We start from the raw sequence: 26,093 nt of genomic DNA on the forward strand, positions 1-26,093 counted from the left end.
AAGCCCGGAAAGCAGGAGGTATCCGATTTTCAGCGCGGGTTTTCGAGCACCTCGCGCAGGTACGGCGCGGTGCGGCTGGAATCGGTGCGCGCCACTTTCGCCGGAGTACCGGCGGCCACCACCGAGCCACCTTCGTCCCCGCCGCCGGGTCCGAGGTCGATGACGTGGTCCGCGCCTGCGACGACGGACATGTCGTGCTCGATCACCACGACGGTGTTGCCCGCGTCGACCAGCGCGTGCAGCAGGCGCATCAGCACGTCCACATCGGCCGGGTGCAGGCCGGTGGTGGGTTCGTCGAGGACGAACAGGGTTTTGCCGCGGCGGGTTCGCTTCAGTTCCGTCGCCAGCTTGATCCGCTGCGCCTCGCCGCCGGAGAGTTCGGTGGCCGGTTGGCCGAGGGCCAGGTACGACAGCCCGACGTCGCGGAGGGTGTCCAGGCTGCGCGCCACCGCCGGCACATCGGCGAAGAAGTCGCGGGCTTCGTCGACGGTCATGGCGAGCACATCGGCGATCGACTTGTCGCGGTAGCGGATGTCAAGGGATTCCGGGTTGTACCGGGCGCCATGGCAGGCCGGGCAGGGCGAGTAGCTGCTGGGCAGGAACAGCAGCTCAACGGCCACCGCCCCCTCCCCCTGGCAGGTCTCGCAGCGCCCGCCGTCGACGTTGAACGAGAACCGGCCGGCCGTGTACTTGCGCTGGCGGGCTTCGTCGGTGGCGGCGAACAGCTTGCGCACCCCGTCGAACAGGCCGGTGTAGGTCGCGAGGTTCGACCGCGGGGTACGTCCGATCGGCCGCTGGTCGACCTCGACCAGCCGCTTGATCGCCTCCAGGCCGACGATGTCGCGAACGTACCGGGACGCGAGGTCCTGCGGCTCGTCCTCGTCGTCCGGGCCGGACGCACCGAGGTGATCGCGGACAGCAGCAGCCAGGACACCGGTGACCAGGGTCGTCTTGCCCGAGCCGGAAACCCCGGTGACGGCGGTGAAAACGCCGAGCGGGATGTCGACGTCGGTTTCGACCAGGTTGTGCAGGCTGACGCCGCGCAGCTCGACGTGTCCGGTCGGCTCCCGGTCGCGGCTGGCCGGAACGGGCGGGTCGAGCAGGTAGGTGCGGGTGACCGATTCCGCGGAGTCCGCCAGTCCCGCCAAGGGGCCGCTGTGCAGCACGTGTCCGCCGTGTTCCCCCGCACCGGGACCGACGTCGATCAGCCAGTCGGCGTGGCGGATCACCTCCGGCTCGTGCTCGACGACGACCAGCGAGTTCCCGGCTTCCCGGATCCGGTCCAGTACGCGAAGCAGCGCCTGGGTGTCGTCGGGGTGCAGTCCGGCCGAGGGCTCGTCGAGCACGTAGACGACACCGAAGAGCGTGGAGCGCAGCGTGGCCGCCAGGCGCAGTCGCTGCAGCTCACCGGCCGAGAGCGTCGGGGTCGTCCGGTCCATCGCGAGGTAGCCCAGGCCGAGTTCGACCAGCGCATCGATGCGGGCGAGGAGATCGGTGACGATGACCCGCGCGACCTCGTTGTCCTGCTCGGGGCTCAGCTTGGCGGCGAGCACGGTGAGCGGGAGCGCCGCGAGCTCGGCGACGTTCGCACCAGCGAACTTCACCGCGAGCGCCTCGGGCCGCAAGCCCGAACCGTCGCAAGCCGGGCACGGAAGCACCTCTGCGTACTGCAACGCGCGCTTGCGCAGCGTCGCGCTCTGGGTCGTCGCCAAGGTGTGCAGGACGTATCGGCGAGCGCTCTGGTAAGTGCCCTGGTAGGGGCGCTGGATGCGTCCCGCCTCGCGCTCGGGGTGCACGGTGACCACGGGCTGCTCGTCGGTGAACAGGATCCACTCGCGTTCAGCCTGCGGCAGCTCCCGCCACGGCCGGTCGATGTCGTAGCCGAGGGTGGCCAGGATGTCGCGGTAGTTCTTGCCCTGCCAGGCGCCCGGCCACGCGGCGATCGCCTTCTGGTTGATGGACAGCCCCGGGTCGGGCACCAGCGAGGACTCGCTGACCGCGTGGATCCGCCCGAGGCCGTGGCAGTGCGGGCACGCGCCCGCCGGCGTGTTCGGGGAGAAGGCGTCGGAGTCCAGCCGCTGCGCACCGTCGGGATAGGTGCCGACGCGGGAGAACAGCATCCGCAAGGAGTTCGACAGCGAGGTCACGGTGCCGACCGTGGAACGGGCCTGGACCGCGCCGCGGGCCTGCTGGAACGCGACGGCGGGCGGCAGGCCGATGATCTCACGGGCGTCCGGTGCGCCCGCCTGGTCGATGAGCCGCCGGGCGTAGGGCGCGACCGACTCGAGGTAGCGGGCCTGGGCCTCGGCGTAGACCGTTCCGAACGCCAGCGACGACTTTCCCGATCCGGAGACGCCGGTGACGGCGACCAGCGCATCGCGCGGGAAGTCGACGTCGACATCGCGCAGGTTGTGCACCCGCACTCCGCGCAAGCGGACCATGGAGCTGTCGTGGTCTGACACCAGCGCATCCTCACACGTCGAGCAGCATCGCGATCCGGCCCACGCTATCGAGGAGGCGCTGGAGCTGCGCCATGCCCTCTGCGCAAATTGACCTGCGGGGCACTGCCCGGTCAGTCCATCCTGCTGCGCTTGTCCCGGTACATCGCACGGTCGGCGTACGCCAGCGCGTCGCTCGGGTGCTGACCTGGGGCGATGCGGTGATAGCCGATGCTGGCGGTGATCCACACCGGCAGGTCCTCCCCCGCCAAGCTGACCGGCTCCGCCACGGCGTCGGCCAGGCGCTGCATCAGCACCTCGGGATTGTTCGGCGGCGGAACGAGGAGGATGACGAACTCGTCGCCGCCGATGCGCGCGACGGTGTCGCCCTCGCGCACGCTACGGCGCAGCCGGTGGGCGGTGATGCGCAGGAGCTCGTCGCCCGCCCGGTGCCCGAGCCAGTCGTTGACGGCCTTGAAGTCGTCCAGGTCCACGTAGATCAGCCCGCGCTCCTCGAACTCGGGGCTGGACACCGCTTCGTCGAGCAGGTCGGCCAGCAGCACCCGGTTGGCGACGCCGGTGAGCGGATCCCGCAGGATCGCCCGGGCCAGCCGCTGGTGGGACCGGTAGAGCTGCAGCAAGGTGATGACGTGGCGGATCACGACCAGCGCGATGATCACGCTAAGGACGTAGACGACGTCGGGGTACGGGCTCCCGCCTGCGACGTTGATGACGACCATGGCCAGGACGACGGCCAGCGGAACGTAGGACACCGCGAGCATAGCCAGCGACATGTTGCGGCGCTGGACGGCTGCCGACCGGGGCGGCGCGAGCGCTGCGGGGAGCAGCAGGGCCATGCCGACCATGTAGCCGAGCTCGGCGGCTGCGGGTGTTGTCGCGTCGGAGAGCGTGCTGTGCGCGTAGGTGACGTCGCTGGCCCCGATGGCGCACAGGCCGGCCACCAGCCAGATCAGCCTGGGTCGCCAGGTGCTGCGCAGGACGAGGGTCATCAGCAGCGCGAGCACGATCAGCACGAGATCACCGATCGTGTAGGAAACCGACAGCAGCACCAGTGCTGGGGAATCGCCGGCGCCCGCGTTCACCGCGAGGACTTCGCAAGCGAGCGCGACGAGCGAGGTGACCACGATGAGGCCGTCGAGCAGCAGGACTCGCGGCGGGTCGGCCGTGTCGTAGATCCGCAGCGTGGCGTGGTCGGTCCGGGCTATCACGACCAGCGCGGCGAACACACCGGCCGGGAGCAGCAGGTAGAGCACGCTGGCGACTCCGGGAACGGCCACCGCCTCGCCGTGCACTGCGCGATGCCACGTCCACATCGCGTGCGCCACTGCCCAGCCGCCCAGGCCTGCGGCCATCAGGAGGCGCCAGCGCCGTTCCGAGCCGGTGTGCAGCCAGCCGGTCCAGGCGTAGGCGGCGACGGCCACGACCGCGTTGGCCAAGGCGGCGAGGTCGTCGGCGAACCTGGCCACCGGATGCGCGTAGGTGAGCACCACGACGGTCACCGTCACCACGAGCACCGCAAGCCACAGCGCTACCAGCCACCGGGGTGGTCTGGAAAGAGGTTGCCGTGGGGGCTCAAACACGTCGCCACTGTGGCACACCGGTCACATCGACGCCGCCTGAACTAGCCGACCATCAAGCCCCTGACCTGCATAAACGATGGTTCCGTCGGGCATTTGTCCCCGGCGCCGAGCAGTCGAAACACGGCAATCTCGTCCACTGTGGATCTGTTCGTACCGCCGAACCGCAGCGCCAGGCGCCAGCCCGAGATGCGTCCACGTGTCGGGCCACGACACGCCGACACCTGCGGACAGGCCCCCCTCGCCGTGGACAACTTCCGCAATTTCAATGGAAATCAGACGTCTGATTTCCATTGAAATTGCGTCCTGCCAGCACGGGCACCACAGCTGCAGTCGAAGGCAGCGCGATGGAAGCCGGTGAGTTCCGGATCGTCGATGCGGATTGCTGTTGCACGTCGACGGTTTCGGGATCCAACTCCGCGAAGGCGGCCACCGGGAACATGCCGCCCGGCGGCAAAACAGTCCTATGTGGATGATTGACGCCGGGGCTGGCGATCCTGGAGCGCGGGAAGCCGCCTCCGTGACGGACAGTCCCCGCCTTCCACGGGTCCAGCAGGTGGACATCGCACCGAAGGATGCGGAGATCCATTGACCCACAACAAGTTTCGTCGCACCAAAGAGTCTCGCTGCACACTCTCGATAGCTGATCCGACACGTCGCGTGGTTCACCCATTCGGGTTAATGCTAATGGTCTTGTCCACCGGAAGCATCTCGGCAGACCCCCACGTACTCCCAGCTCATGGCGCTCTCCCCCGACGCAGAGCTGGAGCGGAAGGACAGAACATGCCCCGAGGTTCTCTGAAGCGAGGAATTCTCGCGTTAGCCGCGACGGTCTTGGCCGGGCTCGTGCTCGCCACCCCCATCGCCAGCGCCACGGCCACACCACTCATCATCGGAGGGAGCAAGTCGACCCAGACCTACACCTTCATCGCCTCCATGCAGTCCAGTGACGGTCAGCACCACTGCGGTGCTTCCCTGATCGACCAGCAGTGGCTCGTCACCGCCGCGCACTGCGTGAAGGACCAGAAGCCCAGCGACATCCACTACCGGATCGGGACGACCGACCGCACCAGCGGCGGTGAGGTCGTCAAGCCGGACAAGTTCGTGGCCCACCCGAATTACAAGCAGGACGAGGCCGGCTACGACATCGCCCTGGTCCACCTGTCCAAGCCGGCCGAGTCCGATCCGATCCAGATCGCTTCCTCGCAGCCGCAGCCGGGCACCGCGCTGCACCTGCTCGGCTGGGGTCAGACGTGCAGCGCGCCCAAATGCGGTGAGCCGCCGGTGGAGCTGAAGGAGCTGGATACCAAGACGATCTCACCGTCGAAGTGCACCAGCACGGACAACCCCTTCGACTCGTCGCGCGAGCTGTGCATCGACAACCAGGACGGCAAGGTGAGCGCCTGCTACGGCGACTCCGGCGGCCCGGCCGTGATCAACGATGGCAGCGGTTACGCACTGGTCGGCGCGACCAGCCGCGGACAGGCCGAGAACTGCGCGGAGAAGCCCGGCATCTACACCGACGTCGTGGCGCACGCCGACTGGATCAACGAGACCATGAGCTCCGGCGGCGCGTCGGGGTCCTCCGACGGCAAGCCGGGGTCCCCCGGCGGATCACCCGGCGGATCCCCCGGCAGCGCCCCGGGGTCCCCTGGGAAGATCATCTCAGGCTGAGGGGCCCAGGTAGCCGCGGTCACTGACCCACCATCCGCAACAAGTGCGGGGCGGGGAGGACCTCCTCACGAGGTCTTCCCCGCCCCGTACTTCGACGTCCTAGGCGTAGCCGAGGCGGGCCGCGAGGGTCCTCGCCGCTTCGCTCACCGCCTGGCCGAAGACCGCTTCGGACTCCGGGGTCAGGCGGCTCACCGGGATGTTGACGCTGAGGCTGGCGATCGGTTTCTCCGGTCCCACGACGGCTGCCGCAACCGAGCCGACGTCGGTGCGCCATTCGCCGTGGTTGACGGCGAATCCGCGTTCCCGGATCCGCTCCAACTCGGCGCGCATCTGGTCCGGGTCGATGATCGTGTTCTCGGTGTAGCGCGGAAGTTCGTCGGCGATCACGCGCTTGAGCACGTCAGCACCGCTGTGCGCGAGGACCGCCTTGCCGTTGGCCGAGGCGTGCAGCGGTAGCGCGTGCCCCAGCGACATGCTGATGCGCAGCGGCTTGGACGTCTCCAGCCGCTCGATCAGGACGACCTTGTCCTCCTCCGGGACGGTGAGGTGGATCGTCTCCTCGGTGCGCCGGCGCAGGTCCTCCATGATCGGCCGGGCCGCGTCGCGCAGATCGAGGTCGCCGCTGGCCCGGCCGCCGATCGCGAGCGCCTTGGTGGTCAGCGCCCACCGCTTCACCTCGCCCTCCGCCGGACGGATCCACCCGGCTTCGTCGAGGGTGAGCAGCGCACGCTGGACCGTGCTCTTCGGCATGCCCAGCACGCGGGCCATCTCACCGACACCGATCGGCTGCCGCGCGGCGACTTCTTCCAGCACCCGCAGCGTGTTCAGGACGTTGCGCACTGCCTTGACTCTCCCTGTCCCGATGCCTACCCTCTCGGCGCTTCAAAACGGCACAGCGTACCACCTCACGGCACAGAAGGGCTCGGTGTGCGATGACTGCCCGCAGCGGACGGCACTTCCTGCAGATCCCCGGACCGACCAACGTTCCCGACCGGATCCTGCGCGCCCTCGCGCAACCCACGATCGACCACCGCGGACCGGATTTCGCCGAGCTGACGCTGGACGTGCTCCGCCGGATCAAACCGGTGTTCGGCACCACCGGTCCCGTCGTCATCTACCCGTCCTCGGGCACCGGAGCTTGGGAAGCCGCGCTGGTCAACACCTTGTCACCGGGTGATCGCGTGCTCGCGTTCGAAACCGGCCACTTCGCCACCTTGTGGCGCGACATGGCTGAAGGTCTCGGGCTGGTCGTCGACTTCGTCCCCGGCGACTGGCGGCACGGTGTCGACCCAGCGGTCGTCGCCGAGCACCTGGCCGCTGACCAGCAGCACAGCATCGCCGCGGTGATGGTCGTGCACAACGAGACCTCGACCGGGGTCACCAGCCGCGTGCCGGAGATCCGCTCCGCCATCGACGAAGCCGGCCATCCCGCTCTGCTGCTGGTCGACACGATCTCCTCGCTGGGTTCCATCGACTACCGGCACGACGAGTGGGGCGCGGACGTCACGGTCAGCTGCTCGCAGAAGGGCCTGATGCTGCCACCCGGTCTGGGGTTCAACGCGATCAGCCGAAAAGCCCTCGCTGCTGCCGAAAAGGCGCGGCTGCCGAAGTCGTACTGGAACTGGATGCCCTTCCTCGAAGCCAACGAACGCGGCAGCTTCCCGTACACCCCACCGACCAACCTGCTCTACGGGCTGCGAGAAGCGTTGTCCCTCCTCGAAGCCGATGGGCTGCCCGAGGTCTTCGCCCGGCACAACCGACACGCAGCGGCGACCCGGGCCGCCGTGCGGGCATGGGGGCTGGAGGTGTTGTGCGCGGATGAACGCGAGCACTCCAGTTCGCTCACCGCCGTGCTGTTGAGCGAGGAGCATGACGCGAACGAGGTCCGCCAGATCATTCTGGACCGCTTCGACATGTCGCTGGGCGCTGGGCTGGGCAAGCTCAACGGCCGCGTGTTCCGCATCGGCCACCTCGGCGACTTCAACGACCTGACGCTGGCCGGAACCCTGTCCGGTGTCCACATGGGACTCCAGCTGGCCGGGGTGCCGATCGACCCCGCCGGAATCCACACCGCGCTGGAGGCCCTGCGCGCCTGACCGCGAACGAAAGGACCTGCATTGACCGGCTCTTCCCCCGCGCAGCAGACTCTCAGTTCACGTTTGGAGCGCGTGCTCCGCGGCGCCCTGGACGGCGAGGTCGCCTTCGACGACTACACCCGCCACCTCTTCTCCCGCGACGCCAGCATGTACTCGATCATCCCGCTGGGCGTCGCATTCCCGCGTCACACCGACGACATCGCCGCAGCGGTCGAGATCGCCGCCGGGCTCGGCGTCCCGATCGTTCCCCGCGGGGCGGGAACCAGTCTGGTCGGCCAAACCGTGGGTCCTGGCCTGGTTCTCGACATGTCGCGGCACATGAACCGGATCCTGGACATCGACCCGGTCGCGCGCACCGCGCTGGTCGAGGTCGGCGTGGTGCAGGATCAGCTCAACCGGGCCGCCGCCGAGCACGGGCTGATGTTCGGCCCGGACACCTCCACAAGCAACCGGGCCACGATCGGCGGGATGGTCGGGAACAACTCCGCGGGCAGCGGATCGCTGACCTACGGCATGACGATCGACCACGTGCGAGCGCTGGACGTGGTGCTCTCCGACGGCTCGCGCGCCCGGTTCGAGCCCGTCGACGAAGCTGAGCGGAGGCACCGGGCGTCGGCGGACACCATCGAAGGGCGGATCTACCAGGTACTTCCGGCGTTGGTCGACGCCAATGCGGAGGTCATCCGGGCGAAGATGCCCGCGTTCTGGCGCCGCGCCTGCGGTTACCGGCTCGACCGGATGGTGGGGTTCGGCGCGGAAAAGCCCTTCGACCTGGCGAAGTTCGTGGTCGGTGCGGAGGGAACGCTGGTCATCGCCACCCGAGCGCTGGTGGACCTGGTGCCCAAACCCGCGCGAACCGTCTACGCCGTCGGCCACTTCACCGACGCCGCCAGCGCCATAGCGGCCACCACCGACGCTTTGGCCTGCGATCCGCACCAGGTCGAACTGATGGACCGGACGATCCTGGAGCTGTCCCGGCAGAAGATCGAGTTCGCCGACCTCGGCAACGTGCTCGTCGGCGACCCGGGTGCGCTGCTGTTCGTGTCCTTCGCCGGCGACGACGAGGAGCAGCTGATCGCCAAGCTCGACGAGCTCGACCAGCAGTGGCAGCGCAGCGGGCACGGTTACCACACGCTCCGCGCGGTCACCCCCGCCGAGCAGGCCGCACTGCTGAAGGTCCGCAAGTCCAGCCTGGGCCTGCTGATGGCCGCTGGGGAAGGAACCCGCCGCCCGCTGGCCTTCGTCGAGGACACCGCCGTCGACCCGGCGCACCTGGCCGAATACACCAAGCGGTTCAAGGAGATCCTCGACGAGCACGAGATGGAGGCAGGCTTCTACGGGCACTGCTCGGTGGGCTGCCTGCACATCCGCCCGTTCGTCGACCTGACCGCCCCCGACGAGGTCACCAAGATGCGCACCGTCGCGGAGGCGGTCAAGGACCTCGTCGCCGAGTACGGCGGGGTGAACTCCAGCGAGCACGGCGACGGCCTCGCCCGCAGCGAGTTCAACCGGGAGATCTTCGGCGACGCGCTGTACGAGGCGATGCGCGAGGTCAAGCGCCTGTTCGACCCCGAGGGCGTGATGAACCCGGGCAAGATCGTGGACGCGCCGTCGATGACCGAGAACCTGCGCGACCGCGACGCTCTCCCACCCGCACCACCACTGCGGACGGCGTTGGAGTTCGAGGCCGTCGGCGGTATGCGCGGTGCGGCCGACCGGTGCATGAACATCGGCGCCTGCCGGAAGTCGACCACAGGCGTGATGTGCCCGTCCTACATCGCGACGAAGAACGAGGAGCACTCCACCCGCGGCAGGGCCAACGCGCTGGTGAAGGCACTGTCCGAACCGGACCCGCACGCAGCGCTCGGCGACGAGCGCCTGCACGAGATCCTCGACCTCTGCCTGATGTGCAAGGCGTGCAAGAGCGAGTGCCCGATGAGCGTGGACATGGCTTCGCTGAAGGCCGAAACGCTCGCGCACCACCACGAGATCCACGGGACTCCGCTCCGGTCGCAGGTGTTCTCCTCGATCCGCGCGCTCAACCGGATCGGCTCGGCCACTGCCCCGCTGTCGAACCTGCCGGGCCGGATCGGCTTCCTGCGCCGACTCCTGGACCGAGCCCTCGGCATCACCGCGCAACGCCCGCTGCCGACGTTCCAACGCCTCAACCTGCTCCGCTGGTTCCGTCGAAGGTCCCGGCCGAGCAACGGCACTCCGGTCACCTGGCTCGCGGATTCCTTCACCACCTACACCGAACCGCACATCGGCCAAGCGGGCATCGAGCTGCTGGAACGGGCCGGTTGGCAGGTGAATCTCGCCGGCGGCGGTTGCTGCGGCCGTTCGAGCATGTCCAAAGGATTGCTCGACGACGCGAAGAAGAAAGCCACCGCGCTGGTCTCGTCGCTGGCACAGGACGACTCGCCGATCGTCGGCTGCGAACCGTCCTGCGTGTTGATGCTCCGCGAGGAGCACACCGCACTGCTGCCGGACTCCACGTCGGTGCGCGCGGTGGCGGACCGGGTCAAGCAGGTCGAGGAACTCCTCGCCGAGGCAATCGACGCCGGTCAGCTGGCACTTCGCGCGGACTCCTGGTTGGCCGGGCGGCGCATCGTCTTCCACGGTCACTGCCACCAGAAAGCCGAAGTCGGCACCGCTGCGACGGTCGCGCTGCTGCGCCGGATCCCGGGCGCCGAGGTCGTGGAGATCGACGCGGGCTGCTGCGGGATGGCGGGCTCTTTCGGCTTCGAGTCGGAGCACTACGAAACGTCGATGACTGTCGGCGGGGACCGGCTGTTCCCCGCGCTGGCGGCCGAGTCCGACGACGTCGTCGTGGCCGCGACCGGGGTGTCCTGCCGGCAGCAGATCTTCCACGGCGCGGGGCGCACCGCGTGGCACCCGGTCGAGCTGGTGCGCGAAGCAGTGGACGGCCGCGCAAAACGGGGTGAGGCCAAGAAATCCTGAGCCGATCGGCCACCCACTCGACGCGTTCGAAGTGCTAGTCAGAAGCGCGACCCCGTACCGCAACCGCCAGATCCAGCAGACGCACCCAAGCATCAACCATCGTTCACGAAGCATGCAAAGGCGTTCCGCGAGCCAACACCTTGCGGTTCCGACGTTGACCAGCACCCATCGGGCGCTGGTCTCACGTTCTTACCCGCATCCCCGAACAGCCGACCCCCTGCGAGCCAATGTCCGCCTTGAGGAGTGTCGATGTCCACACAGGTAATCTCGATCATCGGTCTGGTTCTGATCTTCGCCTTAGCGACCCTGCGTTCGGTGAACATGGGAGCGGTGGCGTTCCTGGGCGCCTTCCTGCTCGGCACGTTCGTCTTCGGCCAGTCCAGCGACGACCTCTTCGCCGGGTTCCCGGGTGATCTCTTCGCCACCCTGGTCGGCGTCACCCTGCTGTTCGCCGTCGCCAAGGCCAACGGCACGGTCGACTGGCTCATCCACAGCGGCGTGCGGGCCGTACGGGGGCGAATAGCCCTCATCCCGTGGGTGATGTTCCTGGTCACCAGCCTGCTGACGATGGTCGGCGCCGTCGTCCCCGGCGCGGTGGCGATGATGGCGCCGATCGGCCTGAACTTCGCCACCCGCTACCGGATCAACCCGCTGCTGATGGGGCTGCTCATCATCAACGGCGCCAGCGCCGGCGGCTTCTCCCCGATCAGCATCTTCGGCAGCATCACCAACGGCGTCGTGGAACGCAGCGGCCTACCGGGCAACCCGGTGCTGCTGTGGCTCAGCTCGCTGCTGTTCAACACCCTGCTCAGCATCGCGGTGTTCTACATGTTCGGCGGAAAACACCTGCTGGGCCGCCGAGTCAGCACCGATCCCGAGGAGCCGGAAGGTGGCTCAGGCACGACGACCGCGACTCGCACCGTAACGACCTTGAACGCGCAGCGGATCGCAACGCTCACCGGACTCGTCGCGCTGGCGGTCGGCGCGCTGGCGCTCGAGTTCGACGTGGGGCTGCTGTCGCTGAGCATCGCGACGATCATCGTGCTGCTGTGGCCTGATACCACGAAGAAGTGCGTGTCCGAGGTCGCGTGGCCGACGGTGCTGCTGGTCTGCGGCGTGGTGACCTACGTGAGCCTGATGGAGAACATCGGGACCATCGAGTTCCTCGGCAACGGCGTCGTCGGCATCGGGGTCCCGCTGCTGGCCGCGTTCGTCATCTGCCTCATCGGCGGCGGTGTGTCCGCGTTCGCCTCGACCACCGGCATCCTCGGTGCGCTCATCCCGCTCGCGGTGCCGTTTCTGCAAACCGGGCAGGTCGGCGCGGTCGGCCTGATCATCGCCCTGGCGCTCTCGTCGTCGGTGGTCGACTCCTCCCCGTTCTCCACCAGCGGCGCACTGGTAGTCGCCAGCACCCCGGAGGCGGAGCGCGACACCACGTTCAAGGGCCTGATGGCCTGGGGCATGAGCATGATCGTGGTGGCCCCGGTCCTGTCGGTCGCGATCTTCGTACTCCCCGGCTGGCTCTGACGACCTCGGGGTTCAGCGGAGAACCGGGCGGTCCTGCTCGGTTTCCGCTGGGCCCTGCCGGTGCGTGCTGGCAAACCGCTGGCGGTAGTGGGTCGGCGTGGTGCCGAGGTGACGGGCGAAGGCGCGGCGGAGCGATTCGTCGCTGCCCAGTCCACTGCGGTGCGCTGCCGAGGTGACGCTGTGCCCGTCGAGGAGCAGCTGCTGGGCCCGGTCGAGGCGGACCCGTTCGACCCACTTCGCAGGCGTGGTGCCAAGTTCGGTGTTGAACAAGCGAGTCAGGTGCCGGGTACTCACCGCCGCGGCGGCCGCCATGCTCGGCAGGCTGTGCTCGCCGGCCGGGTCGGCGAGCACGGACGCGATCACGTCTTTTAGCAGTTCACTGCGCGCCGGTGGAGTCCAGATCGCAGTGGAGAACTGCGACTGCCCGCCCGGGCGCTGCATGAACACGACCATCTCCCGGGCGATCTCCCGAGCCACGTCCGGCCCGTGGTCGTCCTCGACGAGGGTCAGGGCCAGGTCGATTCCCGCGCTGATGCCCGCCGAGGTGAGGTAGCGGTCGTCGCGGATGTGGATGGCGTCCGGCTCCGCACGCACCCGGGGGTAGCGGCAGGCCAGCGCCGCGGCATGGCGCCAGTGCGTGGTCGCGCGGCGACCGTCGAGCAGGCCCAGCTCGGCGAGGACGAAGGCTCCGGTGCACACCGATGCGACCCGCGTCGCCTGGGCAGCGAGCATGCGCACGGTCTCAAGAAGGTCAGGTCCGAGCGGCTGATCGACGAGCCGGTCTCCCCCGGCGACGACGACCGTGTCGACGGACTCGACATCGGCCGCTGCGATCGCACCCGCCAGCCTCAGCCCAGCTGTGGTGACGACCTGTTCGCCACGCGGTGACACCAGCACGAGCTCGTACGGGCGGCCGAGCCGGGTCGCCTGGTGCAGCACCTCGGACGGGCCGCTGACGTCGAGCGCGGTCACCCCGTCGAAGACCACGATCGCAACCCGGTGGGTCATGTCCGGATCCGTGGTTCTCCTGACTGGAAAGACATGGCACCAGCGTAGCCGCCGAGCCACCCTGGAACCAGTCACCGATCTGGAGAGGGAGAGCCGAGATGACGGAAACGATCGCAGGCGTGGAGATCCCGGACAGCCGCCTGGCGCGGGAGGCCACCGAGCTGGTGCGCGAGGTCGCTCCGGCGTTGCTGTTCGACCACTCCCGGCGGGTGTTCCTCTGGGGCACGCTGCGCGGCCGGGAGCAACGGCTTCATTTCGATCCCGAGCTGCTGTACGTGGGCGCAATGTTCCACGACCTGGGGCTGACCGAGCGGTTCCGCCGCACCGACCAGCGCTTCGAGATCGACGGCGCGGACGAGGCCCGGCAGTTCCTGCACTCCCACGGCATCACCGGTGAGCCCGCCGACCGGGTCTGGACGGCCATCGCCCTGCACACCACCCCGGAAATCCCCCTGCACATGGCGCCCGAGGTCGCTCTGGTCACCCGCGGTGTCGAGCTGGACGTCCTGGGCATCGGCTACCACGCAGTCTCCGACGAGCAGCGCGCCGCCGTGGTCGCCGCGCACCCACGACCGGACTTCAAGAACCGGATCCTCAACGCGTTCACCGACGGCATCAAGGACCGCCCCGCGACGACCTTCGGCAACGTCAAGGCGGACGTGCTCGCCCACTACGTCCCCGGATTCGTGCGCGGCGACTTCGTCGAGGTCATCAAGAACTCGGACTGGCCCGAATGACCGCGCGGCCGATCACCGAGACATCCACATCGGACTCCGCGGTGCCTGCGAAGGAAACCGGTGATCTGCGTTGGTCTTTTTCGAGTTCATCCGATCCGTCTACAGGTGGTTTTCCAAACCTCCGTTTCCCCTGTTCGTGGGGTGAACACGGAGCGTGAACCGGGTGTTCGGCGGCGGTCCTCGGGGGTGGTGTGACGGTGGTGTGACGGGGTGGTGACGGGTGTCTGTCGTACTCGCGGGCAGCGGCACGAGCCGCAGTCGGAAACTCGTGAACGGCGAACAAGGGGGAACCATGTTCGAACACCTGACGGTCGAGCTGCTGCCCGAGCGCAAGGCCCTCGGCGGCGGCTGGTGGGGCGGTTTCGGCAACATCGACCAGGACGTCGCGATCCTGCAGAACGTCGACGTCGACGTCTTCAACAACTCTTTCTGCGGAAACGTCGAAGTGACGGCCTTCAACAACGCCAACGTCAACCAGGGCGCCTGGTAACCACCCTGGCTCAGCCGAACACCTGGTCGTCCACCGCAATCGAGCGGTGGACGGCCAGTTCGTCATGTCCACCATGGACACCAGACTGTTCGCACAGTGGTGACATCCGCCGATTTTGCCGGAAACCGGCTCCAGACCGACCGCACAGCCCGGATCCACCGCCGTCCCCATCCCGTCGCGTGGAACGTCGGCAATCCCGGCTCCGCGAGGTGAAGTCCGCTCCTCACAGGAACAAGATCACTACGGTCTTGGCGGATGCGGTCGGGCCGGTGTACAAGATCTGAACAGTTAGGGGCGAGAAGTTCGGTTCACTCTCGGTTCGCGTGAAATTTCGTTCGGCATCGCGACGGGAGACGGCATGTCACAGCCAGGGTTGGAACACCACGGCGTGCCAGCAGAAGGCATGGGTCGGCGTAAGTTCCTCGGCTTCCTGATCGGAGGCACCAGCCTGGTCGCCGCCGCCCACGCGGGTCTGCTCGGTTCGTCGGCGGAGGCGGCCCCGGTCACCACCCCGGTGCCCGCGGACCTCTACGACCTCAACGACCTGCTCACCGCGGCCGCGCAGCCGACCTCGCAGCTGATCAAGGTCGAGGTGCACGAGGACGGCACTGCTTCCTTCGAGATGCCCCGCGCCGAGGTGGGCCAGGGCATCACCACGTCCATCGCGATGATCATCGCCGAAGAGCTCGAGCTGCCGCTGGAGAAGGTCAACGTCACGCTAGCGCCCGCGCGTCCGGAACTGCTGTTCAACCAACTCACCGGCGGGTCGAACACCATCTTCGCGATGTACACCCCGGTCCGCGTCGCCGCCGCGCTGGCCAAGCAGGCGCTGCTGGAGGCCGCCGCGATCCTGCTCGGCGACACCGTGAGCAGCCTGCAGGCCAAGGCCGGCGAGATCATCGGCAGCGCCGGGAAGACGCTGTCCTACGGCGAGATCGTGCCGCGGGCGGCGGTGTCCAAGACCACCGCGCGCGAGGTGGAGCTCAAGCCGGAGTCGAAGTTCCGCATCGTCGGCACCCCGCAGAACCGCAAGGACGCGCTCGCCGCGGTGACCGGGCAGAAGCAGTTCGCGATGGACCTGGAGGTCGACGGCGCGCTGCCGGCGATGATCTGCCGTCCGCCGACCGTCGGCGGCAGCCCCGCGTCCGTGCTGAACGCCGCCGAGGTCAAGGCGATGAACGGCGTCACGCACGTGGAGAAGGTCCCCAGCGGTATCGCCGTGCGGGCGCACACCTTCGGCCAGTGCATCGACGCCATCCGTGCGCTCAAGGTGCAGTGGAAGCCAGGCTCGGTCGAGGGCTCCTCCGACGACTCGATCCGCGCGGAGTTGAAGTCGGCCGAGTTGCCGATGGTGGTGCCGCACCTGCCGGTGCTGGCCGAGACGATGGACTTCGACTTCACCTTCCACTTCCGCAGCGGTTCCCCGCTCGAACCGAACTCCGCCGTTGCCGACGTGCGCGACGGCAGCGCCACGATCTGGGCGTCGGCGAAGTCGCCGATCGCGGCCAAGCAGCAGATCGCCGCGACCTTGGGCCTGCCGGCCAGCAAGGTGACGTTCAACGTCGTCGAGGGCGGCGGATCGTTCGGCCGGAAGCTGTTCTTCGATGGCGCTTTGGAAGCAGCGCTCGTCTCGAAGGCGTGCAAGGCACCGGTCCGGTTGATGTGGCACCGCGCGGACGAACCCCGGCAGGGGCGTTCGCACCCAATGGTGACGGCCCGGATCCGCGTCGCGCACGTCGGCGACGAGGTGCTGAGCTTCGAGCACCGGCACACCGGTGTGGCCGTCGACTTCACGCACGGCTTCGGCGAGGCGATCACCGCCTCCATCGGCAAGATCCCGATCGCCGGCAACCTCAGCCTGGCCGAGACGATCTTCGAGACCACCCAGTTCATGCCGTACGACTTCGGTGTCATCAACCAGAAGCTGATGGAAACCGGTGAGCGCGACCGGTTCCCGACCAGCGCGGTCCGCAACGTCTACTCCCCCGACGTGCGCGCCGCCAACGAGCTGGTGGTCGACCAGATCGCGAAGAAGCTGGGCAAGGACCCCTACGAGTTCCGGATGGCGTACCTGCGCAAGGAGCGGGTCAAGCAGGTCCTGCAGAAGGTCGCCGAGGAAGGCCAGTGGGGCAAGCAGATGCCAGCCGGGATGGCGCAGGGCATCGCGATCCACGAGGAGTACAAGGGCGCTTCGGCCTGCCTGGTGGAGATCGACTGCCGTCCGGAGACGGTCAACCGCAAGGTCCGCGACGCGGTGACCGGTCCGCTGGTCACGAAGGTCACCTTCGCCATCGACCCCGGGTTGGCGATCAACCCCAAGGGGGTGGAAGCGCAGATGCAGGGCGGTATTTCCGACGGGATCGCGCTGGCGCTGACCAACTCCAGCCACCTCTCCGACGGCCGCTTCCTCGAGGCCAGCTGGGACAACACCGCCTACACGCGGCAGTGGAACACCCCGCGCGACATCCGGGTTTTCGTGATGCCCACGGACAACCCGCCCGGTGGTGCGGGCGAAGCCGGTGTCGCTTCGGCGTTCGCCGCGACGGCCTGCGCCTACGCCCGCGCGGTCGGGAAGTTGCCGCAGTACTTCCCGATCAACCACAACGATCCGCTGCACTTCGAGCCGAAGTCGTTCATCCCCCCGGTGCCGGCGTCGCCGACCGACGGCCTGAGCCACACCTACTGAGTGCCGTAAGCAAGGCAACCACCAACAGTCTCTGAGTCCTGGAGGTCCCAGCTGATGCCCACCCACACCTTCAAGGTCAACGGCGAGACGGTGACGGTCGAGGCCGAGGACGGCGAACGCCTGCTCTGGGTGCTGCGCGACCTGCTCGGCATCCGCGGTCCGAAGTACGGCTGCGGGATCAACGTCTGCAAGGCGTGCACGTCGCACATCAACGGCAAGGCATTCAACCCGTGCGCGGTGCCCGTCAGCGAGATCTCCGCCGACGACGAGGTGACCACGATCGAGGGCCTGCCCAAGACGGTCGGCAAGGACCTGCACCCGATGCAGGAGGCGTGGCTCGAGCACGACGTCGCGCAGTGCGGATACTGCCAGCCGGGGCAGATCATGGCGGCGGTGGCCAAGGTGAACCAGGCCCGCCGGGAAGGCCGCGACATCGACGATTCGCTGCTGGACGAGATCCGCAACGTCTGCCGGTGCGGCACCTACTACCGGATCCGCGAGGCGATCAAGGCGGGCGCGGAAAAGATGTGACAGCTGCTGGGCTTGCCCGTTCAGCCCCTCGGCGAACGGGCAAGCCCAGTGCTCACCAGGTCTCCCGCAGCCAGTTCCGCGCTGCTTCGACCCCTTCTTCGGTGATCTGATGTCCTCCGGGGTGCCAGTGGGTGGTCACCTCGGCGGAGCGTTGTTCGAACTTCGCGACGAGTTCCTTCGTGGAATCCCCCGGCGCCATCGGGTCGCGCGTCCCGTTCGACAGCAGCACTCGCGTGCCGCTCAGGTCGACGGCGGGAGGCTCGGGCACCGGCAGCATCGCCGCGAACGCGACGACTTCGGTGATCGCGTCGGGGCGCAGCAATGCCGTCGCAGCAGCGATGTTCGCGCCGTTGGAGAAGCCGACGGCGACCATTCGCCGGTCTTCCAACCCGCAGTTGCTGCGTGCTTCGCGGACGAAGTCGGCGAGCTGATTCGCGCGGACCACGACGTCCTCGTGGTCGAAAACGCCTTCGCGCAGCCGCCGGAACCAGCGCGCCATGCCGTTTTCCGATACCGGCCCAGCAGGAGCGAGCAGAGCCGAGTTCGGGCTGATCTCCTTCGCCAGACCCACTAGGTCCTCCGGGCTGCCACCGGTGCCGTGCAACAGCAGCAGCACCGGTGCGTCCCCGGCTCCCTCGATGAAGCGGTGTTGCAAGGTGTTCATCGCTGCGCAGCCAGCCTTTCGGCGACCTCGGGGTTGTTCTCGTCGGGCAGGTCCAGCTTCGGCAGCGCCGCTTGGATCTCCTCGCGCTTGGGCTCCAACCACGGCGGCAGCTTCAGCGAGCGGCCCAGTTCGAGCAGCGGCTCGTCCACGCCGAACCCGATGTCGTCGGTGGCGATCTCCTGCAGAACCCCGCCTGGCTCGCGGAAGTAGATCGAGTGGAAGTACTGGCGGTCCAAGATGGACGTCACCTCGTAGCCCTTGCCGACCAGCTCTTCGCGCCAGGCCAGCTGGGTCGCATCGTCCGGCACCCGCCAGGCGACGTGGTGCACGGTGCCGCCGGCGACCAGACCGCGTGGGGCGTCGGGGGCGACCCGCACGTCGACCAGGGCTCCCGGACCGCCCTCACCAGCGGCGAAGCGCAGCCGGTTGCCGTCCTGGTGCAGGAACTTCAGCCCCAGGTCGTCGACGAGCGTCGCGGCCGTCGCGGTCTCCTGCGAGACGGTCATCGTCACCGAGTGCAGGCCGCGGATGGCGTGCTCGCCCGGCACCAGCGCCGTGTCCCACTGGTCCCGCGGGTCGCCCTGCGGGTGGGCGACCAGGGCGATCGACAGACCGTCGGGGTCGCGGAAGCTGAGCGTGTCCTCCTCGTCGGAGGTCGTGACGCGGCTGGTCCGCACGCCGGCCTCCTCGAGGTGCTGCTTCCACCAGCCGATCGAGTTCGCCGGGACAGAGAACGACGTCGTGGTCGCCTGGCCCGTGCCCAGCCGCCCGTTCGGAACGCCGTCCCACGGGAAGAAGGTCATCAGTGACCCCGGCTTGCCCTCGCCGTCGCCGTAGTACAGGTGGTACGTGCCCGGGTCGTCGAAGTTGACCGTGGTCTTGACCAGGCGCAACCCCAGGGTGCGCAGGTAGAAGTCGGCGTTGCGCTGCGGGTTTCCGCCGATGGCGGTGACGTGGTGCAGACCGGTGGGACTGATCGACATGACCGCCTCCTGCGGTTCGTGGGGATGCTCGCGGGTTCGGGTGTCGGCTGGGCATCCGGGTTCGCGCCGCCGGATGCCCAGCCGATCGATCAGGCGCGGCCGTTCTTCAGGGCCTGCGCGATGGTGACGACCCGGCGCGCCTGCACGGCCGCGGCCTTGCGGGTGGTGTCATCGACCTTGTTCGCGCCCTGCGCGTCGACGTGGCTGGTGCCGTAGGGGTTGCCGTCGGCGAACTTCGCGCCGTCGGTGTAGCCCGGGGCGACCACGATGCCACCGAAGTGGTGGAAGGTGTTGTACAGCGCCAGCAGCGTGGACTCCTGACCACCGTGGGTGGTGGAGGTCGAGGTGAAGCCGCTGTAGACCTTGTCGGCCAGCTGGCCCTGCACCCACTGGCCGCCCAGGGTGTCGATGAACTGCTTCAGCTGGGACGAGATGTTGCCGAAGCGGGTCGGGGAACCGAACAGCACGGCGTCGGCCCACACCACGTCGTCCGCGGTGGCCTCGGGAATCTCGCGGGTGGCGTCGACGTTGGCACGCCACGCCGGGTTGCTGTCGATCGCCGCCTCCGGGGCGAGCTCGGCGACGCGACGCAACCGAACCTCGGCACCCGCCGCCTCGGCCTCGGCGGCCAGGGCGTTGGCGATCTCGGTACCGGTACCGGTCGACGAGTAGTAGACGATGCTGACCTTCACGGCGTCGCTCACGGCAAACAACTCCTGTTCACAGGACGGGCGGGAAACGCCCCATCAACCTCTTACATGGAAGACACTATCCCGGATTTCTCTTCCGAGCAAGAATTAATCCGGGGAGAGTTATCCGGTAGGCTGGTGACCAGGAAAGAAGGAGGCGCACGTGAACGAGAAGGGTTCTCCCAGAAGCCGGACCGACGACGAGGTCATCACATGGTGGGGACTGGTCATCGAGGGCTACCACGCCACCCAGGACCGCCTGATGAACGAGATCAACGACCGCGTCGAACTGGCGCCCGGCTCGTTCGACATCGTGATCAGGCTGCTGCGCTCTCCCGACCACCGGCTGCCGATGACCCAGCTCGCGGCGGAGGCCGCGCTCAGCAGCGGCGGCTTCACCAAGGTCGCCGACCGCCTCACCAAGGCCGACCTGATCCGCCGCGAACCGTGCGAGACCGACCGCCGCGTCATCTACGCGGCCCTCACCGACCACGGGCTCGACGTCGCTCAGCGCGCCCGCACGGCCTGCGCAGAAGTACTTCGCGAACGGGTGCTGTCACCGCTCGCTGCGGAACGAGCGGGGGCGCTCGCCGAAGCTATGCGCACTCTGCGCGCTACAAATGCACCGTGAGCACTTTTCGCTGCTATAGCGACGAAAAGTGCTCACGGGGCCGTGCCGATCAACCGCGCTTCTGGTTGGCCATTTCTTGAAGTCTGGCGAAGGCCGCGGATCGGGGCTGCTCGATCGGCGGCACCAGCGGCTCCGTCTCGTCCAGCACCTGCGGGTCGCCCAGGAGCGCGACGCGGTCGTGGTCGATCCGCCGGTACTGCTGGACCAGCTGCACGCCTGCGGGGCGGCCGAGCTCGTAGACCTCGACGAACACCGCTCCGTCCTGGTCTTCGTCGTCCAGCCTCTCGCCGCCCCAGACCAGTGCGACGAAAAGGGCTGTTCGATCGACCGACGCGAGCTGCTCGCGACCGAGGTCCAGGCCGCCGCCCACCGTGGGGTCGTTCTCGTCGTCGACCAGGCGCCACATCTCGGGCGAACCGTCTTCGCCGACGACCGCGGCGAACGGGGTCATGATGGCCGCCTCCGGCTCGACGTCCTCGATCCCGACGCCGATCGCATCGAGGGCGAACCGCTTCGCTTCCGAGCTGAGATGGGCGAATTCGACCTTCTGCCGGTCAGCCGACACCAGCGGCTCCGCCGTGTCGTCGAACAGAATCGGATTACCGATGAGGCTGATCTCGCCGTTGCGGCGCTCGTAGCGCTGGCACATGTGCACGCCCGTCGGGCGGCCCAGCTCGTAGGCCTCTACGAACACTGCCTCGGTCCGGCCGCCATCGCCGGTGAAGTAGCCGTCGTGGACCAGCGCAACGCAGTGCGGGTCCTCGTCGAGGTCGCGGAGCTTCTGGCGGCCGAGCGCCACCATGTCCTCCTGCGTCCACGAGTCGTCGTCCTCGTCACCGATGAACTTCGTGATTCCCTTCTCGCCGTTCTCGCTCAGGATGGTCGCGAACGGGATGAAGGTTCCCTCGCTCTGCTTGACGTATTCCATGCCGAGGTCGACGGTTTCGAAGAGGAATGCGCTGGAGGCGTTGTCGAGGTTGTGGAGCGTGGGGCAGTCGGCCGGGTTCATCCGCATCTCCGGCCTTTCCGGGGGCGTAATCGGGGTCTGTTGATCAACACCCCTGTCACGCTAGCAGCGATCTGGCCCCGCGGTGGGTGCTTTCCAGGGTCTCGTGCCGTGCTTGTGGGGCACGTTGAAGACGGGGTTGCTTCGGGTTCGAAGCAGTAGGTGGCCGCCTTGGCAGGCGCGGCGATTTTGCCGGAAACTGGCGTCGTTTTCGACGCAGCGCCGCGGGGAGGCGGCCGGTTTCCGGCAAGATCGACGGACATCACCACCGCGTGCACGTCGCTGATACAGCGGCGGAACTCGTGTCCTGAAATCCACAGTGGATGCGATGGCCTGGCCGCCCACCGCGCACAGCAGCGATGGGCGGCCAGGGGTTGAGCCGACTCAGGACGGTCAGAAGGCGTTCTGGTTCACGTTGGCGTTGTTGAACGCAGTCACCCAGACGTTACCGAAGCAGGAGTTGTTGTCGACGTCGACATCGACGTTCTGCAGGACCGCGACGTCCTGGTCGATGTTGCCGAAACCGCCCCACCAGCCGCCACCGAGGGCCTTGCGCTCCGGCAGCAGCTCCACCGACAGGTGTTCGAACATGGTTCCCCCTAGTTCGCCTTTCACGAGAATTCCGACAGCGGCAGCAGCCGCTAACGGGAAGTACGACAGACACCCGTCACCAACCCGTCACAGGTCCATCACCCCACCGTCGGGGACCATTCCCGACACCCGGTTTCACGCTCCGTGTTTCCTACTTGACCAGGAAAAACGGAGGTTTTAAGACGCGCGCATCGATGAATCGGATGAACCCCGAAACCGCGATCGGGTTCCCATGCGCCAGGGCATACACTATTCCAAGGAAGATCGGAGTAACGGTGAGTGACCGAGATGCGAAGACGGCGCTGTTCGATCAGTTGGCCCGTGTCGGCAAGGCGCTGGGCAGCGGGAAGCGGCTGGAGCTGCTCGACCTGCTCGCGCAGGGCGAGCGCACGGTCGAGGCGTTGGCGCGCACGGCACAGCTGGGCATGACCACCGCTTCCGCGCACCTGCAGACCCTCAAGCAGGCGAACCTGGTCACCACCCGCCGCGAGGGAACCAAGATCTACTACCGCCTCGCCGGGACCGACGTCGCCGCGCTGTACGCGCTGGTGCGCACCGTGGCCAGCACCCACCTGCCCGACGTGGAGGCGGCCCGCACCGCCTACCTCGGCTCCGACGACGCCGAGCACGTCAGCCGTGAGGAACTGCTCTGCCGGGCCGAAGCCGGCGAGGTCGTCGTGCTCGACGTCCGTCCGCGCGAGGAGTACGAAGCCGGGCACATCCCGGGCGCGGTGTCGATCCCGGTGGAGGAACTGGCCGACCGGCTCGGGGACATCCCGGCCGATCAGGAGATCGTCGCCTACTGCCGCGGCAGCTTCTGCGTGCTCTCCCACGACGCCGTGCGGCTGCTGACCGCCCACGGACGCAACGCCCGGCGGCTCGCCGACGGTATGCTCGAGTGGCAGCTGGCCGAGCTGCCGGTGGAAACGACCTGACGAGCAACAGAACCCACGCGGCGATCCACCGAATGCGAGGCACCATGATCGACGACCTGGGCCGTGCTCAGCGCGACCACTGGCAGTCCACCTACCAGAGCAATCCCCACATGTACGGGCACGACCCGTCCGAGCCCGCGCAGCACGCGGCCGACGTCTTCGCCGCCGGCAGCACCGTCCTCGAACTGGGTGCCGGGCACGGTCGCGACAGCCTCTACTTCGCCCAGCGCGGATTCTCCGTGCACGCCATGGATTTCAGCCAGGACGGCTTGGCTCAACTCCGCGCCCGGGCGGAGCAGGACGACTTGGCCGACCGGGTCACCACGATCGTCCACGACGTGCGCACTCCGATCCCGCTCCCCGACTCCAGCGTGGACGGCGTGTTTGCGCACATGTTGCTGTGCATGGCACTGTCCACTGAGGAGATCCGAGCGCTGGTCGCGGAGATCCGGCGAGTTCTGCGTCCGGGCGGCGCTTTCGTCTACACCGTGCGCCACACCGGCGATGCCCACTACGGATCCGGTGTCCCGCACGGCGATGACATCTACGAGCACGGTGGTTTCGCCGTGCACTTCTTCTCCCGCGACCTGGTCGACTCCCTCGCGCAGCAGTGGACTTCGCCCGATGTCCACGCCTTCGAAGAGGGCGGGCTTCCACGCCGCCTGTGGCGCATCACCCAGACCAAGCCCCGCTGACCCCGCCCGGTCCACCGACGTACCGGTGGAGCCGCCTGCTCGAAAGGCCTGCCGTGCCCGCTGCAGTTCATCCAGCCCAGAAGCGCATCCTCGCCGTTCTCGTAGCCGCCCAGGTCCTCAGTGGAGCCGGTCTCGCCGCAGGTATCACCGTCGGAGCGCTGTTGGCGCAGGAGATGCTCTCCAGCACCAGCCTGTCCGGGCTGCCCAGCGCGCTGTTCACCATCGGCTCCGCTGCCGCCGCGGTCGTCGTCGGACGCGTCTCGCAACGATTGGGCCGCCGCGTCGGGCTCTCGATCGGTTACGCCGCCGGGGCGGTGGGCAGCGTCGGTGTCATCATCGCCGCCGCTACCGGTAGCGTGCCGCTGCTGTTCCTGGCGCTGTTCGTCTACGGCTCGGGCACCGCCACCAACTTGCAGGCCCGCTACGCCGGAGCCGATCTCGCCGCGCCGCAACGCCGGGGCCGGGCAGTGAGCACCGTCCTGGTAGCCACCACCGTCGGATCGGTTGCCGGTCCGAACCTGGTCACCGCGACCGGCCGGTTGGCCGATTCACTGGACATCCCGCGCCTGGCCGGTCCGTTCATCCTCGCCGCGGTCGCCTACGCAGCTGCCGCGGCGGTGCTGTGGATCATGCTCCGCCCCGATCCCCTGATCACCGCCCGCGCCATCGCAGCCGAGTCCCAGGATTCCGCCGATCAAACGCCGGAGTCGGACGGCAACCGCTCGCACCTGATGCTGGGCGCGTCGGTCATGGTGCTCACCCAGCTCATCATGGTCGCGATCATGACCATGACGCCGATCCACATGCAGCACAACGGCCACGACATCGGCGCAGCCGGCCTGGTCATCGCCATCCACGTGGCCGGCATGTACCTGCCGTCCCCGTTCAGCGGCATGCTCGTGGACCGCTTCGGCCGCCTGACCGTCGCCGCCGCCTCCGGCGTCACCCTCCTCGCCGCCGGCCTGATCGCAGCCCTGGCCCCACCGCACTCCACCGCACTGATCGCCCTGGCCCTCGGCCTGCTCGGCTTGGGCTGGAACTTCGGCCTGATCAGCGGAACCACGATCATCTCCGACACGGTCCCCCTGGCCACCCGAGCCAAAACCCAGGGCAAGATCGACGTCGCCATCGCGCTCGCCGGAGCCGGCGGAGGCATGGCCTCCGGACTGGTCGTCGCCGCCACCAGCTACGCAACCCTCGCACTCATCAGCGGAGTCCTAGCCCTGGCCGTAATCCCAGCCGTAGCCAGAACCGCCCGCACCTAACCCCCACCGCATCCACCCGACCAATGTGGACACCACGATCCGAGTGGCGGCGTGGTGCGGGTCAGGGAGTGTCCACTACGAGGGCGATTGAGGTGTCTCCGCAGCGTTTTAGGATCCGGCCGTTGTCGTGGCGGGGGTTTGCGCCTGAGCTCCACCACGTTGGGACGTTCAGTTCGCGGGCGAGAGCGCCGGTTACCTGGCCGATGTTGTTGGAGACGATGAATCGCCCTTGGGCATTGACCAGGGCTGCTCGGCTGCCGACATCGCGCAGGTGCGGGAGGACGGCGCGCTCGAAGTTCTTGACGAAGACGTCTGCTCCTACGACTCCGGCGAAGGTGTCTCGGACCATCAGGGGCACGGTGAAGGTCAGGGCGTACTCGTCGCTGCAGAGGTAGTCGACGTACGGGCCGGTGATGTGGCGTTGGGCGGTGTCGCGGGGAACCGTGAACCACGGTTGCCTCGTGTAGTCGAGGAAGTGCTCGCTGGCCGGATCGAGGCTGATGAGCAGTTGGGCGGGGTCCTCGCCCGGGGCTTGGGTCCACCACTGGAAGCCCAGTTCCTGGTCGACCAGCAGGTTCGGGGCGGTGATGAAACCCGCTCCGGTCACCAGCTCGCCGAGGGCTCCGACCACTTCCGGTCGCAGGCGGGCCAGATCGCGCGCCCGTAACGAATCCGCGGCGAGCAGCGCCTCGGCGCTGCGGCGAATCGGGACCAGGCGGGAGAAGACGTCTTCCACAAGTGTTGAAACGTGGCCGGAGATCTCGTCGCCGACCAGAGTGCGTGTGTCCTTCATGTTGCGACCACCTCTGCACAAGCCGATAACGGCCCCCCGCTGCGATGTTCGGACACTGTAGCGGCATGCCGCCGACTGGTCGCCCCTCGTGCTCG

Annotated in this window: 23 protein-coding genes; 12 read left to right on the plus strand and 11 right to left on the minus strand. The window is 68.1% G+C overall.

The window, feature by feature from the left end; all coding sequences use genetic code 11:
* Positions 1–29: 29 nt before the first annotated feature.
* The 3 genes from uvrA to ACWCO2_RS07660 all read right to left on the minus strand — a co-directional run bounded on the left by uvrA (position 30) and on the right by ACWCO2_RS07660 (position 4,625).
* Positions 30–2,462: an excinuclease ABC subunit UvrA gene (gene uvrA, locus ACWCO2_RS07650; RefSeq protein ID WP_450126902.1), complete on the minus strand. Its 2,433-nt coding sequence runs from the start codon at positions 2,460–2,462 to the stop codon at positions 30–32.
* A 110-nt stretch (positions 2,463–2,572) separates the two neighbouring features.
* Positions 2,573–3,964 (minus strand): diguanylate cyclase domain-containing protein, encoded by a 1,392-nt coding sequence (locus ACWCO2_RS07655; RefSeq protein ID WP_450126903.1) that lies wholly within the window; start codon positions 3,962–3,964, stop codon positions 2,573–2,575.
* A gap of 337 nt (positions 3,965–4,301) precedes the next feature.
* On the minus strand, positions 4,302–4,625 hold the full coding sequence (locus tag ACWCO2_RS07660; protein ID WP_450126904.1) for a hypothetical protein: 324 nt from the start codon (positions 4,623–4,625) through the stop codon (positions 4,302–4,304).
* A gap of 194 nt (positions 4,626–4,819) precedes the next feature.
* Here ACWCO2_RS07660 and ACWCO2_RS07665 point away from each other — a divergent pair, with 194 nt between their 5' ends.
* Entirely contained in the window at positions 4,820–5,710 is an 891-nt protein-coding gene (locus tag ACWCO2_RS07665; RefSeq protein WP_450126905.1) for a S1 family peptidase, read from the plus strand.
* A 99-nt stretch (positions 5,711–5,809) separates the two neighbouring features.
* Here ACWCO2_RS07665 and ACWCO2_RS07670 read toward each other — a convergent pair whose 3' ends face one another.
* Complete coding sequence (locus tag ACWCO2_RS07670) at positions 5,810–6,550, minus strand: IclR family transcriptional regulator (RefSeq protein ID WP_450126906.1); 741 nt, start codon at positions 6,548–6,550, stop codon at positions 5,810–5,812.
* A 92-nt stretch (positions 6,551–6,642) separates the two neighbouring features.
* Between ACWCO2_RS07670 and ACWCO2_RS07675 the strand changes: the two genes are divergently transcribed.
* From ACWCO2_RS07675 to ACWCO2_RS07685, 3 genes are all read left to right on the plus strand, one after another.
* A complete protein-coding gene (locus tag ACWCO2_RS07675) occupies positions 6,643–7,806 on the plus strand; it encodes a pyridoxal-phosphate-dependent aminotransferase family protein (RefSeq protein WP_450126907.1) in 1,164 nt (387 codons plus the stop codon).
* A 72-nt stretch (positions 7,807–7,878) separates the two neighbouring features.
* Positions 7,879–10,767: an FAD-binding and (Fe-S)-binding domain-containing protein gene (locus ACWCO2_RS07680; protein WP_450126908.1), complete on the plus strand. Its 2,889-nt coding sequence runs from the start codon at positions 7,879–7,881 to the stop codon at positions 10,765–10,767.
* A 249-nt stretch (positions 10,768–11,016) separates the two neighbouring features.
* The gene (locus ACWCO2_RS07685; RefSeq protein ID WP_450126909.1) at positions 11,017–12,294 is read left to right on the plus strand and encodes an SLC13 family permease; all 1,278 of its coding nucleotides are present in this window, start codon (positions 11,017–11,019) and stop codon (positions 12,292–12,294) included.
* A 12-nt stretch (positions 12,295–12,306) separates the two neighbouring features.
* Here ACWCO2_RS07685 and ACWCO2_RS07690 read toward each other — a convergent pair whose 3' ends face one another.
* Positions 12,307–13,302: a GlxA family transcriptional regulator gene (locus ACWCO2_RS07690; protein ID WP_450126910.1), complete on the minus strand. Its 996-nt coding sequence runs from the start codon at positions 13,300–13,302 to the stop codon at positions 12,307–12,309.
* Positions 13,303–13,400: 98 nt separating this feature from the next.
* On the opposite strand from ACWCO2_RS07690, the gene ACWCO2_RS07695 reads away from it, so the two are divergent.
* The 4 genes from ACWCO2_RS07695 (at position 13,401) to ACWCO2_RS07710 (ending at position 17,746) form a co-directional block, all read left to right on the plus strand.
* The gene (locus ACWCO2_RS07695; protein ID WP_450126911.1) at positions 13,401–14,039 is read left to right on the plus strand and encodes an HD domain-containing protein; all 639 of its coding nucleotides are present in this window, start codon (positions 13,401–13,403) and stop codon (positions 14,037–14,039) included.
* Between the two features lie 292 nt (positions 14,040–14,331).
* Positions 14,332–14,529 carry a hypothetical protein gene (locus tag ACWCO2_RS07700; RefSeq protein WP_450126912.1) on the plus strand — a complete coding sequence of 66 codons (198 nt, stop codon included), beginning with the start codon at positions 14,332–14,334 and terminating at the stop codon, positions 14,527–14,529.
* A 403-nt stretch (positions 14,530–14,932) separates the two neighbouring features.
* Entirely contained in the window at positions 14,933–17,215 is a 2,283-nt protein-coding gene (locus tag ACWCO2_RS07705) for a molybdopterin cofactor-binding domain-containing protein (RefSeq protein ID WP_450126913.1), read from the plus strand.
* A gap of 54 nt (positions 17,216–17,269) precedes the next feature.
* Positions 17,270–17,746 (plus strand): (2Fe-2S)-binding protein, encoded by a 477-nt coding sequence (locus ACWCO2_RS07710; RefSeq protein ID WP_450126914.1) that lies wholly within the window; start codon positions 17,270–17,272, stop codon positions 17,744–17,746.
* 52 nt (positions 17,747–17,798) lie between these two features.
* Here the strand turns inward: ACWCO2_RS07710 and ACWCO2_RS07715 are convergent, their stop codons facing one another.
* The 3 genes from ACWCO2_RS07715 to wrbA all read right to left on the minus strand — a co-directional run bounded on the left by ACWCO2_RS07715 (position 17,799) and on the right by wrbA (position 20,097).
* Positions 17,799–18,410: an alpha/beta hydrolase gene (locus ACWCO2_RS07715; RefSeq protein ID WP_450126915.1), complete on the minus strand. Its 612-nt coding sequence runs from the start codon at positions 18,408–18,410 to the stop codon at positions 17,799–17,801.
* Positions 18,407–19,393, minus strand: coding sequence for a ring-cleaving dioxygenase (locus ACWCO2_RS07720; RefSeq protein WP_450126916.1), 987 nt, complete (start codon positions 19,391–19,393; stop codon positions 18,407–18,409). Before ACWCO2_RS07720 ends, ACWCO2_RS07715 begins: the two co-directional genes overlap by 4 nt.
* Before the next feature lie 89 nt (positions 19,394–19,482).
* Positions 19,483–20,097 (minus strand): NAD(P)H:quinone oxidoreductase, encoded by a 615-nt coding sequence (wrbA, locus tag ACWCO2_RS07725; protein ID WP_450126917.1) that lies wholly within the window; start codon positions 20,095–20,097, stop codon positions 19,483–19,485.
* A 148-nt stretch (positions 20,098–20,245) separates the two neighbouring features.
* On the opposite strand from wrbA, the gene ACWCO2_RS07730 reads away from it, so the two are divergent.
* Positions 20,246–20,713: a MarR family winged helix-turn-helix transcriptional regulator gene (locus tag ACWCO2_RS07730; RefSeq protein WP_450126918.1), complete on the plus strand. Its 468-nt coding sequence runs from the start codon at positions 20,246–20,248 to the stop codon at positions 20,711–20,713.
* 49 nt (positions 20,714–20,762) lie between these two features.
* On the opposite strand, the gene ACWCO2_RS07735 is transcribed toward ACWCO2_RS07730, so the two are convergent.
* Positions 20,763–21,722, minus strand: a complete 960-nt coding sequence (locus ACWCO2_RS07735) for a hypothetical protein (protein ID WP_450126919.1) — start codon at positions 21,720–21,722, stop codon at positions 20,763–20,765.
* 390 nt (positions 21,723–22,112) lie between these two features.
* Entirely contained in the window at positions 22,113–22,310 is a 198-nt protein-coding gene (locus ACWCO2_RS07740; RefSeq protein ID WP_450126920.1) for a hypothetical protein, read from the minus strand.
* Between the two features lie 275 nt (positions 22,311–22,585).
* On the opposite strand from ACWCO2_RS07740, the gene ACWCO2_RS07745 reads away from it, so the two are divergent.
* Genes ACWCO2_RS07745 through ACWCO2_RS07755 form a run of 3 tightly spaced genes read left to right on the plus strand, consistent with a single transcriptional unit; the run spans position 22,586 to position 25,205 of the window.
* Positions 22,586–23,245 carry an ArsR/SmtB family transcription factor gene (locus ACWCO2_RS07745; protein ID WP_450126921.1) on the plus strand — a complete coding sequence of 220 codons (660 nt, stop codon included), beginning with the start codon at positions 22,586–22,588 and terminating at the stop codon, positions 23,243–23,245.
* Between the two features lie 32 nt (positions 23,246–23,277).
* The gene (locus ACWCO2_RS07750) at positions 23,278–23,940 is read left to right on the plus strand and encodes a class I SAM-dependent methyltransferase (protein WP_450126922.1); all 663 of its coding nucleotides are present in this window, start codon (positions 23,278–23,280) and stop codon (positions 23,938–23,940) included.
* 53 nt (positions 23,941–23,993) lie between these two features.
* Positions 23,994–25,205, plus strand: a complete 1,212-nt coding sequence (locus ACWCO2_RS07755) for an MFS transporter (protein WP_450126923.1) — start codon at positions 23,994–23,996, stop codon at positions 25,203–25,205.
* A 61-nt stretch (positions 25,206–25,266) separates the two neighbouring features.
* Here ACWCO2_RS07755 and ACWCO2_RS07760 read toward each other — a convergent pair whose 3' ends face one another.
* Positions 25,267–25,998 (minus strand): cache domain-containing protein, encoded by a 732-nt coding sequence (locus tag ACWCO2_RS07760; protein WP_450126924.1) that lies wholly within the window; start codon positions 25,996–25,998, stop codon positions 25,267–25,269.
* Between the last annotated feature and the right edge of the window lie 95 nt (positions 25,999–26,093).

This window comes from Saccharopolyspora sp. NPDC002376 (assembly GCF_053593195.1).